This window comes from Janibacter sp. Soil728 (assembly GCF_001428305.1).
Lineage (GTDB): Bacteria > Actinomycetota > Actinomycetes > Actinomycetales > Dermatophilaceae > Janibacter.
Genome location: NZ_LMRZ01000004.1, coordinates 525,666 through 546,714, shown reverse-complemented (window position 1 = coordinate 546,714; position 21,049 = coordinate 525,666). Strand labels below are relative to the sequence as shown.

The 21,049-nt window shown below is 70.6% G+C and carries 19 protein-coding genes; 8 read left to right on the top strand and 11 right to left on the bottom strand.

From position 1 onward, the window contains the following. Window positions 1–3: 3 nt before the first annotated feature. The 6 genes from ASG73_RS09430 to ASG73_RS09405 are packed head-to-tail and all read left to right on the top strand — an operon-like array spanning window position 4 to window position 6,374. Entirely contained in the window at window positions 4–1,308 is a 1,305-nt protein-coding gene (locus ASG73_RS09430; protein WP_055993917.1) for a prenyltransferase/squalene oxidase repeat-containing protein, read from the top strand. Next, window positions 1,308–2,267 carry a hypothetical protein gene (locus ASG73_RS18170; RefSeq protein WP_055993915.1) on the top strand — a complete coding sequence of 320 codons (960 nt, stop codon included), beginning with the start codon at window positions 1,308–1,310 and terminating at the stop codon, window positions 2,265–2,267. Before ASG73_RS09430 ends, ASG73_RS18170 begins: the two co-directional genes overlap by 1 nt. A gap of 8 nt (window positions 2,268–2,275) precedes the next feature. Continuing rightward, window positions 2,276–3,403, top strand: coding sequence for an energy-coupling factor transporter transmembrane component T (locus ASG73_RS09420; RefSeq protein ID WP_156466227.1), 1,128 nt, complete (start codon window positions 2,276–2,278; stop codon window positions 3,401–3,403). Beyond that, window positions 3,400–5,025, top strand: coding sequence for an ABC transporter ATP-binding protein (locus tag ASG73_RS09415; protein WP_055993911.1), 1,626 nt, complete (start codon window positions 3,400–3,402; stop codon window positions 5,023–5,025). Before ASG73_RS09420 ends, ASG73_RS09415 begins: the two co-directional genes overlap by 4 nt. After that, complete coding sequence (locus ASG73_RS09410; RefSeq protein WP_055993909.1) at window positions 5,022–5,810, top strand: ECF transporter S component; 789 nt, start codon at window positions 5,022–5,024, stop codon at window positions 5,808–5,810. The genes ASG73_RS09415 and ASG73_RS09410 overlap by 4 nt, the downstream gene beginning before the upstream one ends. Window positions 5,811–5,834: 24 nt before the next feature. Beyond that, window positions 5,835–6,374 (top strand): NUDIX hydrolase family protein, encoded by a 540-nt coding sequence (locus tag ASG73_RS09405; RefSeq protein WP_055994534.1) that lies wholly within the window; start codon window positions 5,835–5,837, stop codon window positions 6,372–6,374. Between the two features lie 10 nt (window positions 6,375–6,384). Here the strand turns inward: ASG73_RS09405 and ASG73_RS09400 are convergent, their stop codons facing one another. Further along, entirely contained in the window at window positions 6,385–6,846 is a 462-nt protein-coding gene (locus tag ASG73_RS09400; RefSeq protein ID WP_055993907.1) for a MarR family winged helix-turn-helix transcriptional regulator, read from the bottom strand. 84 nt (window positions 6,847–6,930) lie between these two features. On the opposite strand from ASG73_RS09400, the gene ASG73_RS09395 reads away from it, so the two are divergent. Beyond that, window positions 6,931–8,745, top strand: a complete 1,815-nt coding sequence (locus tag ASG73_RS09395; protein ID WP_055993905.1) for an ABC transporter ATP-binding protein — start codon at window positions 6,931–6,933, stop codon at window positions 8,743–8,745. Window positions 8,746–8,755: 10 nt separating this feature from the next. Here ASG73_RS09395 and ASG73_RS09390 read toward each other — a convergent pair whose 3' ends face one another. Next, entirely contained in the window at window positions 8,756–9,520 is a 765-nt protein-coding gene (locus tag ASG73_RS09390) for a lysophospholipid acyltransferase family protein (protein WP_055993903.1), read from the bottom strand. 86 nt (window positions 9,521–9,606) lie between these two features. Between ASG73_RS09390 and valS the strand changes: the two genes are divergently transcribed. Then, complete coding sequence (gene valS / locus ASG73_RS09385; protein WP_055993900.1) at window positions 9,607–12,237, top strand: valine--tRNA ligase; 2,631 nt, start codon at window positions 9,607–9,609, stop codon at window positions 12,235–12,237. Here the strand turns inward: valS and ASG73_RS09380 are convergent, their stop codons facing one another. The 9 genes from ASG73_RS09380 to ASG73_RS09345 all read right to left on the bottom strand — a co-directional run bounded on the left by ASG73_RS09380 (window position 12,238) and on the right by ASG73_RS09345 (window position 20,988). Next, window positions 12,238–12,975 (bottom strand): hypothetical protein, encoded by a 738-nt coding sequence (locus ASG73_RS09380; RefSeq protein ID WP_055993897.1) that lies wholly within the window; start codon window positions 12,973–12,975, stop codon window positions 12,238–12,240. A 40-nt stretch (window positions 12,976–13,015) separates the two neighbouring features. Beyond that, window positions 13,016–14,293 (bottom strand): ATP-dependent Clp protease ATP-binding subunit ClpX, encoded by a 1,278-nt coding sequence (gene clpX / locus ASG73_RS09375; RefSeq protein ID WP_055993894.1) that lies wholly within the window; start codon window positions 14,291–14,293, stop codon window positions 13,016–13,018. A 140-nt stretch (window positions 14,294–14,433) separates the two neighbouring features. Further along, entirely contained in the window at window positions 14,434–15,015 is a 582-nt protein-coding gene (locus tag ASG73_RS09370) for a hypothetical protein (RefSeq protein ID WP_055993891.1), read from the bottom strand. A 98-nt stretch (window positions 15,016–15,113) separates the two neighbouring features. Then, the gene (locus ASG73_RS09365) at window positions 15,114–15,788 is read right to left on the bottom strand and encodes an ATP-dependent Clp protease proteolytic subunit (protein ID WP_055993889.1); all 675 of its coding nucleotides are present in this window, start codon (window positions 15,786–15,788) and stop codon (window positions 15,114–15,116) included. A 31-nt stretch (window positions 15,789–15,819) separates the two neighbouring features. Then, on the bottom strand, window positions 15,820–16,401 hold the full coding sequence (locus ASG73_RS09360; RefSeq protein WP_055994531.1) for an ATP-dependent Clp protease proteolytic subunit: 582 nt from the start codon (window positions 16,399–16,401) through the stop codon (window positions 15,820–15,822). Window positions 16,402–16,609: 208 nt separating this feature from the next. Beyond that, window positions 16,610–16,735, bottom strand: a complete 126-nt coding sequence (locus ASG73_RS18500; RefSeq protein WP_268766357.1) for a hypothetical protein — start codon at window positions 16,733–16,735, stop codon at window positions 16,610–16,612. Then, a complete protein-coding gene (gene treS, locus ASG73_RS09355) occupies window positions 16,732–18,999 on the bottom strand; it encodes a maltose alpha-D-glucosyltransferase (protein WP_055993886.1) in 2,268 nt (755 codons plus the stop codon). The genes ASG73_RS18500 and treS overlap by 4 nt, the downstream gene beginning before the upstream one ends. A gap of 9 nt (window positions 19,000–19,008) precedes the next feature. Beyond that, window positions 19,009–19,725: a PaaI family thioesterase gene (locus tag ASG73_RS09350; protein WP_055993883.1), complete on the bottom strand. Its 717-nt coding sequence runs from the start codon at window positions 19,723–19,725 to the stop codon at window positions 19,009–19,011. A 96-nt stretch (window positions 19,726–19,821) separates the two neighbouring features. After that, window positions 19,822–20,988 (bottom strand): MFS transporter, encoded by a 1,167-nt coding sequence (locus ASG73_RS09345; protein WP_055993880.1) that lies wholly within the window; start codon window positions 20,986–20,988, stop codon window positions 19,822–19,824. Window positions 20,989–21,049 lie beyond the last annotated feature (61 nt).

Sequence of the window (21,049 nt, the reverse complement as noted above, 5' to 3'; positions counted from 1 at the left end):
CAGATGCGTTCCCTGCCTTCGCTCGCCCTTACCGCCACGGTCGGCGTCGCCGGGCTCGTCCTGGCTCCCGCCGCCTCGGCCGCCAGCCCCGACGACTCCGTCGCCTACCTCGCCAGCCAGCTCGACGCGGGCGGCAACCGACTCGTCGTCTCCTCCGGCGGACAGTCCTATGACGACCTCGGCCTGACCATCGACGCGGTCCTGGCCATGTCGGCCACCGGCACGGCGGGCGACGTCTCGGCTGCGGCCACCGACTACATCGTCGCCAACGCCGGCTCCTACCACGGCTCCGGCGACGAGATCTACTCCGCGGCCACCGGCAAGCTGCTGACCTTCGCCAGCGCCCGCGGTCTGGACCCCCACTCGGTCGGCGGCGTCGACCTCGTCGCGCAGCAGCGCTCGCTCGAGGCCGACAACGGCCAGTTCGTCGACCAGTCCCAGTACGGGGACTACTCCAACACCCTGGGCCAGTCCTTCGGGATCATCGGTCTCGAGCGGGCCGGCACCAACCCCACGCCGGCGTCCGTCGACTTCCTGCTCGCGCAGCAGTGCGACGACGGCGGCTTCAGCCTCGACTTCAAGGACGGGTGCGTCTCCGACCCCGATGCCACCTCGACCGCGGTCCAGGCCCTCGACCTCGTCGGCGGCCACGACGCGCAGGTCCAGTCCGCTGCCGACTACCTCGAGGGTCGTCAGGACGGCAGCGGCGGCATCGGCGGCGGTGCGACCACCGAGGGCACCAATGCCAACAGCACCGGGCTGGCGGCGACCGCGCTGCGCATCGCCGGGCGCGACGGCGCCAGGACGCAGGCCCTCGCCTACCTCGAGGCGCTGACCTTCGGGTGCGACACCCCCGCGCTCGTCGGGGCAGTCGCCTACAACCAGGCCGACTTCGACGCTGCCGTGGCGAAGGGGGCCGAGGCAGCGCCCGATGGCACCATCACCCGCTCGACGACCCAGGCCCTGCTCGGCCGGACCGATCAGTCCTATGCCACGGTCACCTCTGCGGGCCAGGGCGCGGCCACGCCCACCACCGACTGCGCCGCGCCCGCCCCGGGCGGCGACACCGGCACGGACGCCGACACCGGCACGGACGCCGGCTCCGACACGGACGCCGGCACCGACTCCGGTGACAGCGGCGACGCGGTCACGGACCAGCCGGTCGCACAGCCCGAGATCCCCGCGGTCGTCCAGACCGACGGCGTCACGTCGCGCACCCCGTTCTGGGTCCTGGGGACGGGCACCGGCCTGCTCGCCTTCGGTCTGACCCTCGTGGCCCGTCGCCGGGCTGCCGTGCGGGTGCGCTGATGCGGCGACTGCTCGCCGGCCTGGGCCTCGGCGCGCTCCTCGCGGGGAGCGCGCTGGTCCAGTCCACCCCCGCCCAAGCAGCAGGATGCAGCGGCACGAGCGGGGTGACCGTCGTGGTGCAGAGTGCCTCGTCGACCGACGTGCGCTGCGCCCCGGGGGATCCCTCCACGGCTGGCGCCGCTCTGGAGTCCGCCGGATTCTCCGTCGAGCGGGTGCAGAACCAGCCCGGCGCCGTCTGCAAGATCAACGGGCTGCCCAACATCTCCTGTGGTCGCATGCCTCCGGCCGACAACTACTGGGCCTTCCACCACGCGGCTGCGGGTGGCACGTGGCAGTACTCCAGCTCGGGCATCTACCTGTATGACCCGGCACCGGGCAGCGCAGTGGGTTTCCGACTGGGGTCCCAAGCCTCACCGAGCGTGGCGCCGCCCCCGGCCCCCGCGCCCACCTCTGCCGCGCCGAAGCCGACGGCCGGGCCCACCGCCAGCGCCACCCCCCGCCCGAGCGCCAGCCGCACCGCTGCGCCGAAGGCTTCGACGGGCGCCGGCGCCACGGCCCCGCGGACGGGTGCGGACGCGACGGCCAGCAGCGCGCCCTCGACCACCAGCACGGCGAAGAACTCTGCGAAGCCGTCGGCAGCGCAGCGGGCCACGGCCACGAGGGCAGCCGAGAAGAAGGCGGAAGCCAAGAAGGCCGAGGAGAAGTCGGCCGCGGCGAAGCAGTCCGCGGCACGCAAGGCGAAGGCCGAGAGGACCGATGCCGAGAGGGAGAGGAAGTCCTCCTCCTCACCCACGGTCTCCAGCACCTCGACCTCGGCCCCCGCGGGCGAGACCACCCGTGCGGCGGGAGCCGAGTCCGACTCCGGCAGTGGGGCGCTCGTGCCCACCGCCATCGGCGGCGGTCTGCTCGTCGTCCTCGGCGGCGGCGCCCTGGCCATGGCACGACGCCGGGGACACTGACCCCCTTCGTGCCCTCCTCGACACCGCGAGCCGTGCACCCCGGGGCCTGGTGGCTCTGGGCCATCGGACTCGCGGTGGCGGTCTCGCAGACGACCAACCCGCTCGTGCTGCTGCTCGCGGCAGCAGCGGTGACCTTCGTCGTCATGGCTCGGCGATCCGACTCACCGTGGGCGCGCGCCTTCACGCTCTACGCGGTGCTCGGCGGCTTCATCATCGCCCTGCGGCTCGTCCTGCACGTGCTCGTCGGGCTCAAGTGGGGTGAGGTGCTCCTGCTGCCGCTGCCCGAGATCGATCTGCCGAGCTGGGCGGCCGGGATCAACCTGCTCGGTGACCTGCGGCTCGAGGGTCTGCTGGCCGCGCTCTTCGAGGGGATGCGTCTCGCGGCGATGATCCTGTGCGTCGGCGCTGCCAATGCACTGGCCGACCCCAAGCGGCTGCTGGCCGCCCTCCCGGGAGCCCTGCAGGAGATCGGGACCGCGATCGTCGTCGCCATCAGCGTCGCCCCGCAGCTGGCCGAGTCCGCCCGTCGCGTGCACCGGGCACGGCTCCTGCGCGGCGACGGCGCCCGAGGGCTGCGCGCCGTCGCACGGGTGGCGATGCCGGTCCTCGAGGACACTCTCGAGCGGTCGATGGCGCTGGCCGCCTCGATGGACTCTCGAGGCTACGGCCGGCGCGGCGAGACCTCCCCTGCCCGGCACCGCACGACCGGCGCGCTCACCCTCGGGGGGCTGCTCGGCATGGCCGTCGGCAGCTACGGGATCCTCGACACCTCGAGCCCCGAGTGGGTCGGCCTCCCCCTGCTGCTGCTCGGCGTGCTCCTGGGCGCCCTCGGTCTGGCCAGCGGGTCGAGCGCCGTCTCGCGGACGACCTACCGCCCCTCCCCCTGGCGGCTGCCGGAGACGATCACCGCCCTGTGCGGGGTACTCGCCGCCCTGGCTGCCTTCGCCAGCGCACACTGGGAGCCGAGCACGCTCACCATGCCCTTGTCACCCATCGGCCCGCCGCCGCTGCCGTGGCTGCTCACGCTGGGCCTGCTCGTCGCGATCCTGCCCGCCGTCCTCACCCCGGCGCCCCCGCTCACCCGCGAGCGCGACCGGGCGCGACGCATCACCACGACCGAAGGGAGCCACCCGTGAGCTGGGCGTCCGCACCCACCGTCCTCTTCGAGGACGTCACGATCACCTACGACGGCAACGACTCCCCCGCGCTGGCACATGTCGACCTCAGCATCGAGGAGGGTGAGCTGGCCCTCGTCGTCGGGCGCACCGGCTCGGGCAAGTCCACGCTGCTGGGCGCGATCAACGGTCTCGTCCCCCACTTCACCGGCGGCCACCTCCGGGGACGGGTCCTCGTCGCAGGCCGCGACATCGCCACCCACCGTCCGCGGGACCTGGCCGATGTCGTCGGCGTCGTCGGTCAGGACCCGCTGGCCGGGTTCGTCACCGAGACGGTCGAGGCCGAGCTCGCCTACGGCATGGAGCAGCTCGGGCTGCCCCCGGAGACCATGCGCCGTCGCGTCGAGGAGGTCCTCGACGTCATGGACATCGCCGATCTGCGCGATGCCCCGCTGCGTGACCTGTCCGGTGGGCAGCAGCAACGCGTGGCGATCGGCGCCGTGCTCACCCAGCACCCGCAGGTCATCGTCCTGGACGAACCCACGTCCGCGCTCGACCCGACGGCTGCCGAGGACGTCCTCGCCGCCATCTCCCGGCTCGTCCACGACCTCTCGACGACCGTCATCGTCGCCGAGCACCGCATCGAGCGGGTCATCCACCACGCAGACTCCGTCATCCACGTCGTCGACGGGCGGGTCGAGCACGGACCTCCCGCGCAGATGATGGTCACCTCGAGCGTGGCGCCGCCGGTGGTCGAGCTCGGCCGGTGGGCCGGGTGGTCCCCCCTGCCGCTGTCGGTGCGCGACGCACGACGCGCGGCGGGCCCCCTTCGCCGGGAGATCGGTGAGGTCCCCCCTCCCACAGTGCCGCCGGGGCAGCCGGGTGGCCTCGAGGCGAAGGGAGTGAGCGTCCGCCACGGCCGGCTGGTCGCCGTGGACGACGTGGACCTCACCCTTCGGCCGGGGACCATCTCCGCCCTCATGGGCCGTAACGGCGCCGGCAAGTCCTCACTGATGTGGGCACTCCAGGGTTCGGGTCAGCGGGCAGCCGGCAGCGTGTCCGTCGACGGCGCCGACCCCGCCGAGCTCGGGCCCGCGGTGCGACGCACGGTCGTCGGGCTCGTCCCGCAGACCCCCGGCGACCTGCTCTATCTCGAGACGGTCGGTGGCGAGTGCGAGCGCGCGGACGTCGACGCCGATGTGAGTGCCGGGACCTGTGCGGCGCTGCTCCAGGAGATCGCGCCCGGCGTCCCTGCTGATCGCCACCCCCGTGACCTGTCCGAGGGGCAGCGCCTCGCTCTCGTGCTGGCCATCCAGCTGACGGCCGACCCCCCGGTCCTCCTTCTCGACGAGCCCACGCGGGGCCTGGACTACACCGCGAAGTCGGCACTCACCCGCGCACTCCGTGCTCTGGTGGAGCGCGGGCGGACGGTTCTGCTGTCGACGCACGACGTCGAGTTCGTCGCGGAGGCCGCCGACCGGGTGGTCGTCATGGCCGACGGCGAGGTCATCGCCGACGGACCGACGGCCGACGTCGTCACCTCCTCGCCGGCCTTCGCACCGCAGGTCGCCAAGGTCCTCGCACCCGCACCGCTGCTGACGGTCGCCGCCGTCAGGGCTGCCGTCGGGAGGCCGACCGCATGAGCGTCAGCCCCCGGCGGACGGCGATCGAGCTGCGGCCGCGTGCCGTCGTGGCCATCGCGATCACGAGCATCGCGGGTCTCTTCGCCTTCCTGTGGCCCCTCTTCGTCTCGCCGGACAGCGGCCTGTCCCACTCCGGCGACGCCCCGCTCGTCTTCGCGGCGATCCTCATCGGCGTGCTCGCCGTCGTGCTCGCCGAGGTGAGTGACGGCGGGTTGGACACCAAGGCGGTGGCGATGCTGGGCGTGCTCTCGGCGGTGGGCGCCGCCCTTCGGCCCCTTGGTGCGGGGACCGCGGGGATGGAGACGGTCTTCTTCCTGCTCATCCTCTCCGGCCGGGTCTTCGGTCCCGGCTTCGGCTTCGTGCTGGGTGCGACGACTCTCGCCTCGAGCGCGCTCATCACGGCAGGGGTGGGCCCGTGGCTCCCGTTCCAGATGCTGGCGGCGGCATGGGTCGGCCTCGGCGCCGGCCTGCTCCCCCGGACGAAGGGCGCCACCGAGATCGTCTTGCTGTGCGCCTACGGCGCAGTGAGCGGGTTGCTCTACGGCGCGGCACTCAACTTCTCCTTCTGGCCCTTCACCGTCCAGGGCGAGCAGGCGCTGAGCTTCGTCGCGGGGGCACCGATCGCGGAGAACCTCACGCGCTTCCTCGCCTTCGACCTGGCGACCTCGCTCGGCTGGGACCTCGTGCGCGCCGTGACCAATGTCGTGCTCATCGCGGTGACCGGCCGCCCGATCCTCGCCTCGCTGCGCCGCGCGGCACGGCGGGCCTCGTTCTCGTCGGCCTGAAGGAGGTCTGCGAGGATGACGAACATGCAGGCGGATCTGGACCGACAGGAAGCGTGGCTGAGCCACGAGGAGCTCGACGGTGTCCGCGGACGCGTGCCGATCCTCTACGTGGCCGCCGTGCCCGTACGGGTCGCGGAGAACGGCGACGTCGTCGCCGTCGGGCTGCTCCTACGAGCCTCCGACTCCGGCACGATGGACCGCGAGCTCATCGCCGGCCGGGTCAACTACCACGAGCGGGTGCGCGATGCCCTCGTGCGCCACCTCGAGAAGGACCTCGGACCGATGGCCCTGCCGTCCGTCCCGGCCTCGCCGGTCCCCTTCACCGTGGCCGAGTTCTTCCCGACGCCCGGGGTCACTCCCTTCCACGACCCGCGCCAGCACGCCGTGGCGCTGAGCTACATCGTGCCGGTGCGCGGTGACTGCGCCCCGCAGCAGGACGCCCTCGACCTCGCCTGGCTGACCCCCGACGAGGCGAGCGAGACCGGTCTGCAGGCGGAGATGTCCGGCGGTCACGGCGCGCTGCTGCGTCAGGCGCTGGCCCACCTGGGCCTCAGCTCCTTCTGACCGCACGACCTCAAGGAGATGCGGAAGGGGGGCGCTCGAGACTCTCCTCGAGCGTCGTGAGCGCATCCGCGAGAGCGTCATGCTGCGCGGCGCTCAGCGCGCCCATCTGGTCGCCCATGGTGCGTCGTCTCGCGTCGTGCACGGCCGCGCGGACCGCCTGCCCCTCGTCCGTCACGACGACCACGCTGGCTCGACGATCCCCGGGGTCGGGCTGACGAACGACATAGCCCTTGGCCTCGAGCGCATCGACGACATCGGTCACCGAGCGTGGCGCGATGCGCAGGGCGTCGGCCAGGTCCCGTAGACGGGGTGACTCAGCACGGTCTGCTGCCACCCGCAGTGCGCGGGCCTCGTGCGGCGACAGGTCGTGCTCCGACAGGTCGACCATCCACGCCCGGCGCAGCCCGCGTGCCACCCGCAGGAGCTGCTCACCAAGGTCCTGCGAGCCGTGCCCGGGCGTCCGCGTCGTCATGCGACCACGATAACCATATTGCCCCCTTGCCTCATAGTGAGGTAACCTCAGCATCACGAACTGAGACAACCGAAAGGGGCCCGTATGGACACCCCGAAGAGCAGAGCCCACCGCATCGACCCTCGTGATCGCGCCCAGCTCGCCGAGAGCCCCGTGAGCGCCCGCCGGGTCATCGCCTACTTCCGTCCCTACCGCTGGCAGGTCGCCGTGGTCGTGGCCCTGATCGTGGCCAGCTCACTGATCTCGATGGCCTCCCCCTTCCTCCTGCGCGCCATCATCGACGACGCCCTCCCCCACCAGGACGTGCGGCTGCTGCTGCTCGCCGTCGGTGGGATGCTGGTCGTGACCATCGCGACCGCGCTCATCGGCGTGCAGCAGACGTGGATCTCCACGCGCATCGGGCAGGCGGTCATGCACCGTCTGCGCACCGACGTCTTCACCCACCTGCAGCGGCAGGCGATGAGCTTCTTCACCCGGACCCGCTCCGGCGAGATCCAGTCCCGCATCACCCAGGACGTCGCCGGCATGCAGTCGATCGTGACGAGCACTGCCGTCTCGATCGCGTCCAACCTCACCACGGCGGTCGCCACGGCCGTCGCCATGGCGGCTCTCAGCTGGCGGCTGTCGCTGGTCTCGCTTCTCGTGCTCCCCCCGGCCATCTGGACCACGCGCAAGGTCGCACTGACCCGCCGGCAGATCACCGCCGAGCGCCAGCGCCGCCTGGCCGATCTGCAGGCGCAGGTCACCGAGGAGCTCTCCGTCAGCGGCGCTCTGCTGTCCAAGACCCTCGGCACCGCACAACGCGGCGCGACCGGCTTCGCCGAGACCTCGACCGACCTGGTCGACCTCGAGGTGCGCTCCGAGCTCGCCGGCCGCTGGCGGATGGCCACGATGTCGATCGTCTTCGCCGCGATCCCCGCGCTGATCTACCTGGCCGCCGGACTGCCCGCGACGCGAGGTGGCATGACGATCGGCACGATCATCGCCTTCACCACCCTGCAGGCGGGCATCTTCCGCCCGATCATGGGCCTGCTCAACGTCGGCGCCTCCTGGGTCGCCTCGATGGCCCTCTTCAGCCGGGTCTTCGGCTACCTCGACCTCGAGCCCGAGGTCACACCTCCTGCCGACCCGGTGGCGCTCGACCCGACCACCGTGCGCGGCGACCTGCAGATCGAGGGGGTCGCCTACGGCTACCCCGGCAGCGACCGGCTGGCGCTCGACGAGATCTCGGCGAGCGTGCCTGCTGGCGCGCACCTGGCGCTCGTCGGCGCCACCGGCAGCGGGAAGTCGACCCTCGCGTCGCTACTCGTCCGCCTCGCCGACCCGACCACGGGACGGATCACCGTCGACGGGATCGACCTGCGCGACATCGACCCGCAGACGCTCACCCAGATCATCGGCATCGTCACCCAGGAGACCTACCTCGCCCACGACACGATCCGGGCCAACCTCCTGCTCGCCGACCCCGAGGCCACCGAGGCGAAGCTGTGGCAGGCGCTCGCAACCGCCCAGGCGGCCGACCTCGTGGCCGGCCTGCCCGACGGGATGGACACGGTCGTCGGTGCACGCGGGCACCGCTTCTCCGGCGGCGAGAAGCAGCGCATCGCCATCGCCCGCACCCTGCTGCGCGACCCGGCGGTCCTCGTCCTCGACGAGGCGACCAGCGCGCTGGACAACGACACCGAGCGTGAGCTGCAGACGGCGCTCGACGCGCTGGCCCGAGGACGCACGACGATCACCATCGCCCACCGGCTGAGCACCATCGCCTCCGCGGACGAGATCCTCGTCCTCGCGGGTGGACGGATCGTCGAGCGGGGGGAGCACACCGGCCTGGTCGCGGCCGGCGGGGCCTACGCCCGACTGGCAGGTGGCGTCGGGGACCTCGCGCTGACCGCCTGACGGACGTCGCTCACTCCTTGGTGAACTGGTCCTTGACCCGCGTCATGTCCTTGTGGTCCTTGGCATAGGCGTCCTCGTAGGAGGGCGCCGTGCCGCCGAGCCGAGCCGGCAAGAAGCGCAGCTCGTCACCCGTGAGCTTCGGGTAGGCCGCGATGGTCTCGTCGAGCAGCTGCTTCATGACCCCGCGCAGGCGCTCGGTGACCACGTTGATGTCATCGTCGGGACCGACGTGGATCGGTTCCCCGATGGTGATGTGGATCGGGAACTTGGTGCGGCCCAGTCGCTTGGGCACGTCCTTGGTCCAGATGCGGTGGGCACCCCAGACGATCGTCGGCAGGATCGGCGTCCCCGAGTCCTGCGCCATCCGGGCGGTGCCGTTCTTCAGCTCCTTGATCTCGAAGGAGCGTGACATGGTGGCCTCGGGGTAGACGCCGACGACCTCGCCGTCACTGAGCTTGGCCACGGCCTCCTTGAAGGCCGCCCCGCCCGCACGCCGATCCACCGGGATGTGCTTCAGCCCGCGCATGATGAAGCCCGCGACATTGTGCTGCCAGATCGACTTCTTGGCCATGAAGCGCACCCACCGGCCGCTCTTGCGGGCGCCCAGACCGGCCAGGACGAAGTCGATGTACCCGGTGTGGTTGATCGCCATCACGGCACCACCCTGCTTGGGGACATGGCGCTCACCCTTGATGGTGAAGCGATAGCCGTTCACGAGGAAGATGATCCGGGCGATGATGATGATTGCTCGATACAAGGGCTCTGGGCGGCGCATGGCCACAGACTACGGTCTGGCAGGGCGCCGTGGCAGGAGCTTGCCCGATTGGTGGGCATGCCCGCGGCAATGGGAAGATCGGGCCCATGACCGAGCACTCCCCTGCCCCTGACGCCACCCGAATCCCGGACCGTCCCTCGCTGGACGGCCTCGAGGACACGTGGGGCTCGGTATGGCGCGAGCAGGACACCTACGCCTTCGACCGCGCCGGGGGCCGCGAGCAGGTCTTCTCCATCGACACCCCGCCGCCGACGGCCAGCGGGTCGCTGCACATGGGGCACGTCTTCAGCTACACCCACACCGACTGCATGGCCCGCTACAAGCGGATGCAGGGTTTCAACGTCTTCTACCCCATCGGGTGGGACGACAACGGCCTGCCCACCGAGAAGCGGGTGCAGAACTACTACGGCGTGCGCGGCGACTCCTCGCTGCCCTACGACCCGGACTTCACTCCCCCCTTCGAGGGCACGACCAAGACGATCAAGGCCGCTGACCAGGTCCCGGTCAGCCGACAGAACTTCATCGAGCTGTGCGACGAGCTGACCGTGCGCGACGAGGAGGCCTTCGAGTCCCTCTTCCGCCGTCTCGGTTTCAGCCTCGACTGGCGGATCCAGTACCGCACCATCGACGAGCGCTCGCGTGCGACGGCGCAGACCGCCTTCCTGCGCAACCTCGCCCGCGGCGAGGCCTACACGGCCGAGGCACCGGGCCTGTGGGATGTCACCTTCCAGACCGCCGTCGCCCAGGCCGAGCTCGAGGCACGCGACTACCCGGGCGCCTACCACCGCGTCGCCTTCCACGGCGCCGACGGCCCGATCCACATCGAGACGACCCGCCCCGAGCTGCTGCCGGCCTGCGTCGCACTCATCGCCCACCCGGACGACGAGCGCTACCAGGGGCTCTTCGGCACCACCGTGACCTCCCCGATCTTCGGGGTCGAGGTGCCCGTCGTGGCCCACCGCGGCGCCGAGATGGACAAGGGCGCCGGCATCGCGATGTGCTGCACCTTCGGTGACCTCACCGACGTCATCTGGTGGCGCGAGCTGCAGCTGCCCACCCGCTCGATCGTCACCCGTGCCGGACGCATCCTCGGTGAGACTCCGGAGTGGGTCAGCACCTCCGCAAGTGCGCAGGGGCCCGAGGTCTTCGCTCAGATGTCGGGCAAGACCGTGCACTCCGCCCGTGAGGTCGTCGTCGAGGCATTGCGCGCCAGCGGTGACCTCGACGGTGAGCCGCAGAAGACCCAGCGCAAGGCCAACTTCTACGAGCGCGGCGAGAAGCCGTTGGAGATCGTCACCTCGCGCCAGTGGTACATCCGCAACGGTGGCCGCGACGCCGGGCTCAACGAGGCGCTGCAGGCCCGCGGCGACGAGATCGACTTCCACCCCACCTTCATGAAGTCGCGCTACAAGAACTGGGTGGCCGGCCTCAACGGCGACTGGCTCATCTCGCGCCAGCGCTTCTTCGGCATCCCGCTCCCCGTCTGGTACCCCCTCGACGCTGACGGTCAGCCGCAGTACGAGACCCCCTTGGTCCCCACCGAGGACCAGCTGCCGATCGACCCGATGGCGCAGGTCCCGGCGGGCTACACGCAGGGCCAGCGCGACCAGCCCGGTGGCTTCACCGGCGACCCCGATGTCATGGACACGTGGGCCACGTCATCCCTGTCGCCGCAGATCGCTGGCGACTGGCTGGCCTCGGAGCGCGGCGAGAGCGACCTCTTCGGCAAGATCTTCCCGATGGACGTGCGTCCGCAGGGCCACGACATCATCCGCACCTGGCTCTTCGCGACCGTGGTGCGCGCGCACCACGAGCACGGTGTCGCACCGTGGAAGAACGCCGCGATCTCGGGGTGGATCCTCGATCCCGACCGCAAGAAGATGAGCAAGTCCAAGGGCAATGTCGTCACCCCCGAGGACGTGGTCGTCGAGCACAGCGCGGACGCCGTGCGCTACTGGGCTGCGTCGAGCCGCCTGGGCACCGACGCCGCCTACGACACCGGCCAGATGAAGATCGGTCGCCGGTTGGCCATCAAGCTGCTCAACGCGAGCAAGTTCGCCCTCGGCTTCGGTGAGGTCGACGGTGATCTGGCGAGCTCCGTCACCAACCCCCTCGACCAGTCGATGCTCGCCGCCCTGCGTCAGGTGATCGCCGAGGCGACCGCTGGCTTCGAGGCCTGGGACTACACCCGCAGCCTGTCCGTCACCGAGTCCTTCTTCTGGACCTTCTGCGACGACTACATCGAGCTCATCAAGGACCGCGCCCACGGCAGTCAGGGTCAGGACCCGCAGGACACCGCCTCGGCTCGGGCCGCCCTTCGGTTGGCTCTCGATGCCCTGCTGCGCCTGCTCGCTCCGGTGCTGCCCTACGCCACCGAGGAGGTCTGGTCCTGGTGGAAGAGCGGCTCGGTGCACCGCGCCTCCTGGCCCACCGTCGAGGAGCTGCCGACCGGCGGCGACCCGGCCGTCCTGGGTGCCGTTGGTGAGGCCCTGAGCCAGGTGCGCAAGGCCAAGTCGGACGCCAAGGTCGGCATGCGCAGCGAGATCACGTCCGCGACCCTCGTCGCACCGACGGCCACCGCCGTGCTGGTGCGTGTGGGCGAGGCCGACCTGCGGGCCGCGGGCCGGCTCACCGGTGGCTTCGACCACGTCGAGGGCGACGAGGTGTCGCTCACCGACGTCGAGCTGATCCCCTTCGTCAAGCCGCCGAAGAACTGATCAGGGCGAAGAGCTGATCGAGGGCGCCTCGCGGAACATCTCCGGCGAGGCCTCTCGAGGCAGCGAAGGGAGCGCCCACGCGCTCTTGACCGTGGCCCGCGCGGCGACCCGACGGTGTCCGGTGGGTTGTACGAGGATCCACGGCACCGACCAGCCCCCCAGGCTCAGCCGGCGGTGGACGAAGGCTTCCTGCTCGAGCGGCTGGACCGTGCCGCTGGCGGGTTCGTAGACGACGAGCGTGTCCGGTCGATCGCCGGGAAGCACGAGGACCACGTGTCTCGGCAGCAGGCGGTTGCCGACGTAGAGCACCGCCGGCTCACCCTCGACGACGAGGTCGAGCAGTCGGCGGTATCGAGCCCGCAGCGACTCCTGCGAGTGGGCCCGCACCGAGAGCATCCGATAGCGGGTGCCGGTGCGCGAGGCGCCGTGCTCGAGCTCGTGCTTCATCCCCCACGGTGGGGTGCCGAGGGCCTGCGGCCAGCCGAGCGAGAGGGCACCCCCCGGACCGCGCCAGCCGTTGGTGCGCTCGTGCACGGTCCGCTCCCAGGCGGCGAAGCGCTCGGCGGTGGTCGTGCCCTCGGCACCCGGGACGGGCTGCCCCTCACCGGCGGTGACCCAGCGGGCGAAGGGAGGGTCCACGAGCATCCGGGCGACCGTCGCGCACGCGGAGCCACAGGTCGTCGGGCTCTGCTGTCGCGGACCCGATGCACCCTGTACGAGACGGAAGGGCGTGCTCACCACAACATCCTGTCAGGCGTGGCTGGGCGGCGACAGTGGGTCAGGCAGAGCGCTTGTGCTTGCGCTTGCCGCTCTCCTCGTGGCGCACGATGGTTGGCAGGACGTTGTCGCGCACCACCTCGGACGTCACGACGATCTGCTTGATGCCTTCGTCGCTCGGGGCATCGAACATGACCGGCATGAGGACCTCCTCGAGGATCGCGCGCAGACCACGGGCACCCGTGGCGCGGGCGATGGCCGAGTCGGCGATCGCCTGGAGGGCGTCGTCGGTGAACTCCAGCTCGACGCCGTCGATGGCGAACATCTTGCGGTACTGCTTGACCAAGGCGTTCTTGGGCTCGGACAGGATCTGGACCAGCGCGTCGCGGTCCAGGGGTGTGACGGTCGTGATGATCGGCAGCCGGCCGATGAACTCGGGGATGAGGCCGAACTTCATCAGGTCCTCGGGCATGACCTCGGTGATCGACTCGGCGAGGTCGCTCGCCTTGTGCAGCTGGGAGCCGAAGCCCAGCCCCTTCTTGCCCACGCGCGACTCGATGATCTTCTCCAACCCGGCGAAGGCACCACCGACGATGAAGAGGACATTGGTCGTGTCGATCTGGATGAACTCCTGGTGCGGGTGCTTGCGTCCGCCCTGCGGCGGCACCGACGCGGTCGTCCCCTCGAGGATCTTCAGCAGGGCCTGCTGGACTCCCTCGCCAGAGACGTCACGCGTGATCGACGGGTTCTCCGACTTGCGGGCCACCTTGTCGATCTCGTCGATGTAGATGATCCCCTGCTCGGCCTTCTTGGTGTCGTAGTCGGCCGCCTGGATGAGCTTGAGGAGGATGTTCTCGACGTCCTCGCCGACATAGCCGGCCTCGGTCAACGCCGTCGCGTCGGCGATGGCGAAGGGGACATTGAGCATCCGGGCGAGCGTCTGCGCGAGGTAGGTCTTGCCGCAGCCGGTCGGGCCCACGAGCAGGATGTTGGACTTGGCGATGTCGACATGGTCCTCGTCGCGCTTGGCGACGGCGCCCTCATCGGCCTGGATGCGCTTGTAGTGGTTGTACACGGCGACGGCAAGGGCCTTCTTCGCCTTGTCCTGTCCCACGATGTAGGTCTCGAGGAAGTCGTAGATCTCGCGCGGCTTGGGCAGCTCGTCGAGGCCGAGGTCACCGCCGTCGGTGAGCTCCTCCTCGATGATCTCGTTGCACAGGTCGATGCACTCGTCGCAGATGTACACACCGGGACCAGCGATGAGCTTCTTGACCTGCTTCTGCGACTTGCCGCAGAAGGAGCACTTCAGCAGATCGCCACTCTCGCCGACTCGTGCCACGTCAGGGTGTCCTCTCATCCCGGGTCGACCGCTGTGGTCGCGTTCCCTCGACCGTACCCAACGGGGTCGGCCTCCTCCTCCATTGGACACCGCCCGAAGGGGGCGCGTCGCCCTGTTCCGCTGTCAGCGGAACGCAGACGTCACCGACCCCGGCGTCGTACCCGCACCGACCACAGGCCCAGCCCGAGCCCGGTCATGGCGAGCGCCACGAGCACCGCGGAGAGGATCACCCACGGCGCGGCCTCCGCTGCGGCGTCGGGGAGCAGGTCATGCGTCGAGACCTCGTCCGAGGCGGCCTCGGTCACCGTCCCCACCCCGTACTCCGCGACGACGTCCTCCCAGGTCACGAGGGACCCCCCTTCGTCGTACGGGAAGGTGCCCCCGCACGAGCCGACCTGCCACCCCTGCTCCTCGCTCCCGGTGGCGATGAGGACGTACCTCCTCCCGGGCTCGAGGTGCATGCCGCACGCCGCGCCGTTCTTGGCGGTGCGTACCTCGAGTGACGGGCCCGTCGGCCCCTTCCACGCCCGCCACACATCGGCCCTGTGGACGACCCGCCCGCCGTCCGACCTCGTGGTCTGCACCCGGACCTCGGCCACGAGGTCCGCGGCCCGCAGCAGCGACGCCGGCGTGGTGCGGGCGCAGGAGCAGGCGTGGGCCGCCGGTGCCGTCACCACGAGGACGGGCAGGCCGAGGAGCGCAACCAGGATGACTCGCAGCACACGTCTCATGCAGGTGGGACGCAACCGGGTGGGATTCGGTTCCAGCACGACGAAGGGCCCCGGGAAGTCCCGGGGCCCTGCGTCGTCGCCGACTTCGCTCAGTCCTCGATCGAGGCCTTGCGCGGGGTGAGCACCTCGTCGATGAGTCCGTACTCCTTGGCCTCGGCCGCGGAGAGGATCTTGTCGCGCTCGATGTCCTCGCGGACCTCGTCGGCGGTCTTGCCCGAGTGCGAGGCCCAGGTCTCCTCGAGCCAGGTGCGCATGCGCAGCACCTCGTTGGCCTGGATCTCGATGTCCGAGGCCTGGCCGTACTCGCCACCGGCGAGTGCCGGCTGGTGGATCAGGACGCGGGCGTTGGGCAGCGCGAAGCGCTTGCCGGGGGCACCGGCGGCCAGGAGCACCGCCGCCGCCGAGGCAGCCTGACCGATGACGAAGGTCTGGATGTCGGGACGGATGTACTGCATGGTGTCGTAGATCGCCGTCATGGCGGTGAACGAGCCACCAGGGCTGTTGATGTACATCAGGATGTCGCGCTCGGGCTCCATCGACTCCAGCACGAGGAGCTGGGCGATGACGTCGTCGGCGGAGGCGTCGTCCACCTGCACCCCGAGGAAGATGATCCGGTCCTCGAAGAGCTTGGTGTACGGGTCCGTGCGCTTCATGCCGTACGAGGTGCGCTCCTCGAACTGCGGCAGGACATAGCGGTTGGAGGGGCCGGGGCGCTGTGCCGCCGAGCCCGGCTGGTGGGTGCGCAGCTGTGCGTCGAAGTTCATGGGTTCTCCTCAGAGGCTCTCGGGTCGGGGCTCAGTCGCTGATGGGGTTGTCGTCCCCGCGGCCGGCCTGGTCGGAGCGCTCGAAGACATGGTCGACGAAGCCGTACTCCTTGGCCTCCGCCGCACCGAACCAGCGGTCACGGTCGGAGTCCTTGTGGATCTGCTCGATCGTCTGACCGGTGTGCTCGGCGATGAGCTCGGCCATCTGGTCCTTGACGAAGAGCATCTGCTCGGCCTGGATCTTGATGTCCGAGGCCGTACCGCCGATGCCGCCGGAGGGCTGGTGCATCATCACGCGAGCGTGCGGCGTCGCGTAGCGCTTGCCGTGGGTGCCGGACGAGAGCAGGAACTGCCCCATCGAGGCGGCGAGCCCCATCGCCACGGTCGCGACATCGTTGGGGATCCACTTCATCGTGTCGTAGATCGCCATGCCGGCCGAGATCGAGCCACCGGGGCTGTTGATGTACAGCCAGATGTCGGCCTCGGGGTCCTCGGCTGCCAGGAGGAGCATCTGGGCGCAGATGGCGTTGGCGTTGTCGTCACGCACATCCGAGCCGAGGAAGATGATGCGCTCCTTGAGGAGACGCTGGTAGATGTGGTCGTCGAGACCCATTCCGCCCTGCGGGCCGGCCGCGACAATCTCGCTGCTGTTGCTCACGCTCACTCGCTTCTCCGCCCTCTGGCGGTTGCTCTCGTGGTTCACGACTTTCATTGACCCTAACGTCCGCTCCCCCAGCATGTTTCCCGCCTCCCGCATGTGTTCGCCCTGAGCGCAACCCGAGGACGAAGGGGGGAGACCGCCCGGCCGCCGGGCGGGCAGGTCAGCGGACGAGCAGGTTGAGGACGAGGGTGAGGAGCACCGAGGCGATGATCGAGCAGAGGATCATCATGAGGCAGCCCATGGCTCCGCCGAGGGGTCTGATGCGGACGCGTGGTCGGTCACTCATGACGGCTCCGTGGGTGGGGTGGCGAGGAGGGCAAGACCGCCATACCCCTCCATCTCCACGTGGAACCCCCGCAGCTGGTCGACCTCACCGAAGTCCGACCCGTCGCCCATGTCCATCAGTCGCGACCCCGGCTCGAGCACCTCGCTGATGACGGTGCCGGCGACCGGCTCCTCGCCGAAGTTGAGCACCGTCACCTGCAGCTGTCCGGGGACCTGCTCGTACTCGTGCACCATGACGAGCATCGAGGGGTGGGCGACGTCGGGCACGTCGACCTGCCGCGTCGTCGCGATGCCGAAGTAGCCCCGCAGGTGCAGCAGGTCCCGCAGACCGGAGGCGAAGGAGTCGGGGTCCTCGAGCTGGGTGTCGAGTGGCCCGTAGAGCACCCGCGAGCGCGGGATGCCCGACGAGGACCCCGTCGCTGACGGGTCGACGTCGAGCAGGTCGTAGGCCGGCCGGTGGATCCACCGCGTGTCCCCCTCGCGCAGCAGGTCCTCGATCTCTTCCGCCGGGATGGGCAGCGCACCCACGAGGTCCCACCCTGACAGCGCGAAGACACCGGGTTGCAGGGCGTTGAACATCGCCAGCAGGAGATGGGCGCGGCGCACCCGGTCGATGTCGGTGTCGGTGAGCGCGTCGAGGTCGCGCAGCCCGAGGGCGGCGGTCACCACGGACGCGGTCGTCGAGGCGATCCCGTTGGTCGTGAAGACGAGGTTGTACGGCGCGGCGTCGCCCGTGAGGGCGTCGGTGAGCTCCTGCCGGATGGTCGCGGCGAGATCCTCCCCCTTCGTCGCCTGCCCGCGGAAGGTGTACTCGTCGTCGCGGTGCCGGCTGGCGAAGTGGACGAGCTCGTAGGTCATCTCGTCGTGGTTCTGCAGGGCGTGGACCAGCCCGGCAGCGTCGACGCCCAGCTCCATCGCCTCACGCAGGGTCAGCCGCAGGAACTCGGTGTCCCCGGTCGCGAGCGCGTGGTGGTAGGCGGGCCGGTTGACGAAGTCGTAGGACAGGTCCGCTCCCCCGACCGCCGTGTCGCGGATGTCCTCGATCGACAGGTTGAGCTCCTGGAAGGTGAAGCCGCCGACCTTGCGCACCATCGACCCGATGAGCTGGTTGGCGGCCTGCGAGAGCGGGTGCCCCTCCGACCACGCCGGACCGATGTCGAGGGTGCGTTCGACCCCCAGGAAGCCGTTGGCGTCCAGTCGCAGACCGCCGGACCCGAGGTCGCCGAGGCTGTGCAGCGCGTCACCGATGACCAGGCGCATCCCGGCGAAGGTGGGGTCGAGCCAGTTGATCGACGGCTGACCCTCCTTGAAGTAGTGCAGGTAGACCCAACGGCGGGTGACCCCGTCGGGGCCGGTCACGGGGGCGGTCACCGACCAGTTGGTGTCCTTCAGACCGGGGACGTGGAAGATCACCCGTTGCAGCTCACCGATGATGTGACCGGCCTCGGCCAGCGCCATCTCGTCCCCCTCGTCGAGGTTGACCGAGTCGCGGCCCTCGGGGACATCGGGCAGCAGGTGCCACTCGTCCGGCGGGATGGCGACCATGTGGTAAATCCCCGGGTAGTCGTCGACCCCCAGCTCGGCGAGGCGGAAGTCGGCACCCTTGCCCGTGTGACCCGGGACGATGTCGTCCAGGACCGTGCCCTCGTGGTCGGCGGCCACCCGGCACATCTCGCGGTAGTCCTCCTCGCTGCCGAAGAGCTCGTCGATGTGCGTGGCGACGCGGTCGAAGTGTCCGTCGACGCTCGGTGTGGGCTGCCACCCCGACAGGCCACCGGCCCGCTTGACCGGCCCGGTGTGCAGCGCCTGGATCCCGATGCGCTGGAAGGTCTCCCACAGCTGCGGGTCGGCGAGCGAGGCCAGGAAGGAGCACCCCGGCCTGGTGATCATCGAGATGGGGTAGGCGGTGAACCACACCGAGGCGGTCTGCACCGCCGCACGCGGGTCGGGCTGGGCATAGGGGTTCTGCCACATGGCGCCGATCCCGCTGAACTGCCCGGCGATCGTCTTGGCGTCCTGGAGCATCGACTGCCCACGCAGCCACTCCACGTAGACCGGGTTGGACCCGACAGGCTCGCCCGAGCGGACCTGTGCCGCCGAGGGAGCGCCCTGTGGTCGCAGCCGCGCCCGCGGTCGCAGGGCCTTTGGTCGGGCGGGGAAGAAGACGTCGGCGAAGTTGGGCGCCCCCGGCTGCTCGACCTCGAGCGCCTCGGGGTGGTCCCCACCCGGGATGGCGTCGGGCACGACCTCGTCGGAGTCAGTCATGCACCCACGCTACGACGTGGCCGGCTCCTGCGCGGCCTCGCCGTCGGGAGCAGCCCCCGCCGCATCGCCCGTCGGGCGGTCGAGGTGCTCGCGGGCCCACCGGGGCACGACGAAGAGCGCCTCGGCCTCTGCGGTGACCTGGTCCTGCGCATCGCGGATCTCCCCCCGCGCGTAGACCTTCCACCCGTCGACCCGCTCGACCCAACCCCGGCAGTGGAGCTGCGCACCGAGCGGGGTGGGGCGACGGTAGGTCGTGTTGAGGTAGGCGGTCATGCCGGGCAGGCCGAGGTGGGCAGGGACCGACCCGAGGACCTGGTCGAGGACTGCCGCGATGATCCCGCCGTGGACGTGACCGGGAGGCCCCTCGTAGCCCGCGCCGAGCGTCATCCTGCAGGTGGTGCTGCCGGTGTCGTCGCCGGTGACGCGCAGCGGCGGGGCGACGGGGTTGCGCATGCCGACCATGGCATTGCCGTGGTCGCGCAGACGGCCGGCACTGTCGGTCTCCAGACCCAGCGGCTCGTCCTGCGCATCCGTGAGGAGCCGGGCGGTGAGCGCCTCGACCTGCTCGGTCACGGCGGCGAGCTCGAGAGCCTCGACCCGGGTGCGCACGGTGACGTCTGCGAGGGCGCGCACGGCCTGGGCGAGGCCCGACTGTGCCTCCTCGAGGACCGCGAGAGCAGCGGGGTCCTCGACGGGGAAGGGGGAGGCGAAGGCTCCGTCGGTCATGTCTCTCTCCTCGGGCGAACGCGATTGAACATCTGTCCAACCACATTGCCATAGGGTAATGCGGATTCAGGTCGGGTCGGATCAGCGCGCTCTGGGTCAGCGCCCCCGTGGCCCACGCTCTCGCACGGCCGGGACCGCGATGAGAGCTGGCAGCGCCAGCAGCCCGACCACGAGGAGGGAACGCAGGACCCCGGTGTGGTCGCCGATCATGCCGAGCAGCGGCGGCCCGACGATGAAGGCGAGGTACCCGATCGTCGAGACGACGGACAGGCGCGCCGCAGCCCGGGCGGGGTCGTCCGCGGCGGCACTCATCCCCGTCGGGAAGCCCAGGCTGGCCCCGATCCCCCACAGCACGACACCGGCGAACGCGGTCGCGGTGTTGCCCAGGACGACGAGCAGCGAGCCCACGATCGCCAGGACGAAGAGCACCCGCAGGACCGGCACCCGGCCGTAGCGGTCGAGCAGCCTGACTCCGAGCAGCCGGCCAGCGGTCATCGCCGCGAGGAAGGTCGCGAAGGCGAGCACCCCGACCTCCTCCGGCTGCTGGTGCCCCTCCGTCACAGCGAGGGCGATCCAGTCGTTGGCCGTGCCCTCCGTGAGCGCAGCGACGAGGACGACGAGGCCGATGACCAGGGTGCGCGGCTCGAGCCACGCGCTGCCGGGCCGCTCTTCGGTGGCGTCGGCCTCCCCCATCTCGAGCCCGCGGGCGAGGAAGCGACGAGGGACCCACAGCCCGACGGCCAGGGCGACGACGCCCGCTGCCGACAGGTGCGCGATCACCGGCACGTCCAGCCGGACGAGTGCGGCGGCCAGCAGGGCGCCCACGACCGTCCCACCGGAGAAGAAGGCGTGGAAGATCGGCATCACGGTGCGTCCGAGTCGCTGCTCGACGGCCGCGCCCTCGTGGTTCATCGAGACGTCCCACAGCGAGATCCCGACCGCGACGACGAAGATCGCGGCTGCCGTCACCGCGACATCGCCAAGGACGTCGACCGCCAGACCTAGCCCCACGAGGCCCACCGCGACGGTGACGACCCCGATCATCACCGTGCGCGCCGCGCCGACCGCGGTGATGACCCGGCCGGCGAAGGGCAGCGCGAGCACCGAGCCGAGCGCCCCGACGAGCAGGGTGCGCCCGAGCTCCCCGGGCGTGAGGTCGAGCTGCGCGCGGATGGTCGGGATGCGCGAGGCCCACGAGGCAAAGGCGAAACCGCTCACCGCGAAGGTCGCCAGCACGGCATTGCGTGCGGTCGTGGTCTGCATCTCGTCTCGTCCTCCTCGGTTCCTGAGGAGCTTGCGCAGCAAGCGTCTCGAAGGGCGGCCA

Coding starts and splice junctions, on each gene's coding strand:
- ASG73_RS09360 (WP_055994531.1), bottom strand. CDS start 16,401: ATGGGTCTCGACGACCACATCTACCAGCGTCTCCTCAAGGAGCGCATC.
- ASG73_RS09350 (WP_055993883.1), bottom strand. CDS start 19,725: ATGACCGACGGAGCCTTCGCCTCCCCCTTCCCCGTCGAGGACCCCGCT.
- ASG73_RS09390 (WP_055993903.1), bottom strand. CDS start 9,520: ATGCGCCGCCCAGAGCCCTTGTATCGAGCAATCATCATCATCGCCCGG.
- ASG73_RS09365 (WP_055993889.1), bottom strand. CDS start 15,788: ATGAACTTCGACGCACAGCTGCGCACCCACCAGCCGGGCTCGGCGGCA.
- valS (WP_055993900.1), top strand. CDS start 9,607: ATGACCGAGCACTCCCCTGCCCCTGACGCCACCCGAATCCCGGACCGT.
- ASG73_RS09430 (WP_055993917.1), top strand. CDS start 4: ATGCGTTCCCTGCCTTCGCTCGCCCTTACCGCCACGGTCGGCGTCGCC.
- ASG73_RS09400 (WP_055993907.1), bottom strand. CDS start 6,846: ATGACGACGCGGACGCCCGGGCACGGCTCGCAGGACCTTGGTGAGCAG.
- ASG73_RS18500 (WP_268766357.1), bottom strand. CDS start 16,735: ATGAGTGACCGACCACGCGTCCGCATCAGACCCCTCGGCGGAGCCATG.
- ASG73_RS09410 (WP_055993909.1), top strand. CDS start 5,022: ATGAGCGTCAGCCCCCGGCGGACGGCGATCGAGCTGCGGCCGCGTGCC.
- ASG73_RS18170 (WP_055993915.1), top strand. CDS start 1,308: ATGCGGCGACTGCTCGCCGGCCTGGGCCTCGGCGCGCTCCTCGCGGGG.
- ASG73_RS09405 (WP_055994534.1), top strand. CDS start 5,835: ATGCAGGCGGATCTGGACCGACAGGAAGCGTGGCTGAGCCACGAGGAG.
- treS (WP_055993886.1), bottom strand. CDS start 18,999: ATGACTGACTCCGACGAGGTCGTGCCCGACGCCATCCCGGGTGGGGAC.
- ASG73_RS09395 (WP_055993905.1), top strand. CDS start 6,931: ATGGACACCCCGAAGAGCAGAGCCCACCGCATCGACCCTCGTGATCGC.
- ASG73_RS09345 (WP_055993880.1), bottom strand. CDS start 20,988: ATGCAGACCACGACCGCACGCAATGCCGTGCTGGCGACCTTCGCGGTG.